We start from the raw sequence: 2,758 nt of genomic DNA on the forward strand, positions 1-2,758 counted from the left end.
TTGACGAATAAAATCTTTAAATTATAAATTGTCTGAATCAGATATTGAGTAGGTTGGGTTGACCTTAGGAAACCCAACATTTTCAAGCATTTGTTGGGTTGCGCTGTCGCTTAACCCAACCTACGAAAACTAATTAATATCAGAAGTTGGGGACATGGATAAAGCGATATTATTGAGAACTTTCGATAATTTGAATTTCCTCTGCTGTTAAATTATATAGTTGATAAACCATTTGATCAATTTCTGTTTCTAATGCGGTTGTATCTGCATTCGGATCTAATTTTTTAGCGTTGAGAATTTGATCAACTAATTGTGTTAAAATATCTTGATCACGTTGAGAAATTTTAGGAATAGGAATTTGTTCAAAGTATTGAGGTTTAACTTCAATATAACCACCACTTCTGACAACACAAATATTTCTCAAAACATACCAAATAACTTGAGAGTTAAGGATACCAATTAAATATTTTTCCTTATAAACAATTTTCAATAATCGTTTGTTTCTCATGAAATAGAGTTTCTTGTACTCGTTGACTTTCCTGATTTTTCGGGTTATACTCAAATAATAAACCATCCTCATCAGTGACAACTAACTCATCATTAGCAACCTCAAAACTATATTCCTTTAATCTCTTACCTTGTCTATCCAGTAAAATTTTTAACTCACTTTTTATCGCAATAATTTCATTTAAAGCAGAAACTAAAAAATGTCCTGAACCCACAGCAGGATCACATATTTTCAAACTGTTAATAATATCATTAGCTGCTTTTTTATCCTCGATTTGATCATATAAATCATCAATAGTTTTACAATTCCAACCTTTAAGATCATTAAACTTTTGAATAACCGCTCTTCTAATGGTTTCCCGACACATATACATAGTAATAAAACCGGGGGTAAAGAAAGAACCATCTTTATAACCATTAATTTTCTCAAAAATTAAACCCAATACAGAAGCATTAATTAACCTTTTATTTTCTTCCTGAATTTCTTCCCCAATGTCACTACTAAAATTGTAAGCATTGAGAAAAGCAAACAGATATTCTAAGGTATTAATTTCTCCGATCAGTTTTTTACCATTATTATCTTTTAAGATAGTACCAGGGAAAATGGGCAATTTTTCATTTCTCAAATTGCTAATACAAATAGTTTCTTGTTCAATGTCTGTCGGTTCAAACAAAGAACTATTCAAATAAGGAACATGAGCAAATCTTTCTTGTAATTTTTGTTGTAAATTCTGACTTCTTTCCTGTGGTTTACGCGCTAAAACACTAAAAAATAGACTATTGAGATCATCATAATTTGCAACTTTTTGTAAATTCAAGAATCCCGAAGACAGGTCATTTTTATGATATCTAATTAATTGAGCTTCTAATAATTTTAAAAACAGGATTCTATTCATCCAAGTAATTGCTAATTCTAAACCTAGATTAAAAAGTTGTTCTTGATAGGTTTCTCCAAATTGTTCGGGTTTTTCTAAACGAGAAATTTTATCTAAACTATCAATTTGGGAAATAGCATTTTCTATTAATGAACCGATATTTCTATCATGTTCTTTTTTGCGTTGAATCAGCTTTTTACCACCTTCTTTAGTTTCTACCAAACCGATAATATGTAATAATTCACTGTAAAAACCTTTATCAAGGGTATTACTATCATTAATAAAAGGTAATTTTAATAAATGTTCTGGAGAAAATAGTTTAAATAGGGAAATTAACTTATGTTCATCTGGATGTTTACCAGGGTTTAAATATTCCTGATATTCTCGAATATCAAAATGGGTAAAGGTAATTTTATCGGTAATTTCATTAATCGCCGGTTGAGCAATTTCTTTATAGAAAAATTCAGTTTTTTTGCTGGTTAATCTCCCTGCTTCAAAATCAGTAAATTGTTTAACCAAAGATTTATTACCAATAAATAAGTTTTCAAAGGTTTGAGCATCGAAAATAAACCATTCGTAAATATTAGTAGCGATTAAATATTTAATTTCTAAATTTTTTCCTGTTAAACGTTCTCGCAAGAAATATAAAACTAATTCCTGAAATGCTTTAGTATTGAGATGCTCAACTTTCAACATTTCACCTTTATTATTTGGCTTTTTAAATTCTAAAATCACCCCCACACTACTTTTAGCATCTTTACCATTATAAATAACTAGATCATTGCGTCCCTTAGTATTAATAAAATGATTTGCACTATAAAAAGTATTCTTGAAAAAATCCACAATCAGATTTTTATGAAATTCCTCAGATTCCGCTTCATTAATTTTATTAATTAGATTTTGCAGATGATTTTTAAAATTTTCAACATCATTTCTACAGGGGTTAATTTTCAGAAATGCTTTATTTAATGCTGCTCTAGGTTGCAATTTTTGTAAGTTCATTTTTTCACACCTTGATATTTATTAAAGTTGGTTAATTTCCATTATCTCATAAAACATCCTGTAAATCCCAATGAAATTGATCAGGCAAACCTTTCTCCTCTGGATCTTCACTTTTGAGATCATACATCGTCGGTAACACTTCTTGGGGTGAAGGAGGTGGATCTGTTTGATACATAATAGTATTCCTGGAAAATATACTTGATTGTGTGTTCACAGTGTCTTAAAACCCACGCAGATGGATTTTCTTTGTGTACAAGATGAGTCACTTATGCTAATAAATCATAACTTACAGTAAGTTCAGCTTGAGTGAAGTACACCTTGTGCGGGCATCTTGCCCGCACCACAAGAGTTTTATTATTAATATCTGTACTTCA

3 protein-coding genes are annotated in these 2,758 nt (G+C 30.1%); all 3 read right to left on the minus strand.

The features are described from left to right. Positions 1-169: 169 nt before the first annotated feature. Genes ACIR131C_RS0106810 through ACIR131C_RS27075 form a run of 3 tightly spaced genes read right to left on the minus strand, consistent with a single transcriptional unit; the run spans position 170 to position 2,559 of the window. Positions 170-508, minus strand: a complete 339-nt coding sequence (locus ACIR131C_RS0106810; protein WP_028089592.1) for a TaqI-like C-terminal specificity domain-containing protein — start codon at positions 506-508, stop codon at positions 170-172. Next, positions 474-2,384, minus strand: a complete 1,911-nt coding sequence (locus tag ACIR131C_RS22115) for a DUF7149 domain-containing protein (protein ID WP_035371636.1) — start codon at positions 2,382-2,384, stop codon at positions 474-476. Before ACIR131C_RS22115 ends, ACIR131C_RS0106810 begins: the two co-directional genes overlap by 35 nt. Before the next feature lie 46 nt (positions 2,385-2,430). Then, complete coding sequence (locus ACIR131C_RS27075) at positions 2,431-2,559, minus strand: hypothetical protein (protein ID WP_269208803.1); 129 nt, start codon at positions 2,557-2,559, stop codon at positions 2,431-2,433. Positions 2,560-2,758 lie beyond the last annotated feature (199 nt).

The organism is Dolichospermum circinale AWQC131C, from assembly GCF_000426905.1.
Taxonomy (GTDB): Bacteria; Cyanobacteriota; Cyanobacteriia; order Cyanobacteriales; family Nostocaceae; genus Dolichospermum; species Dolichospermum circinale.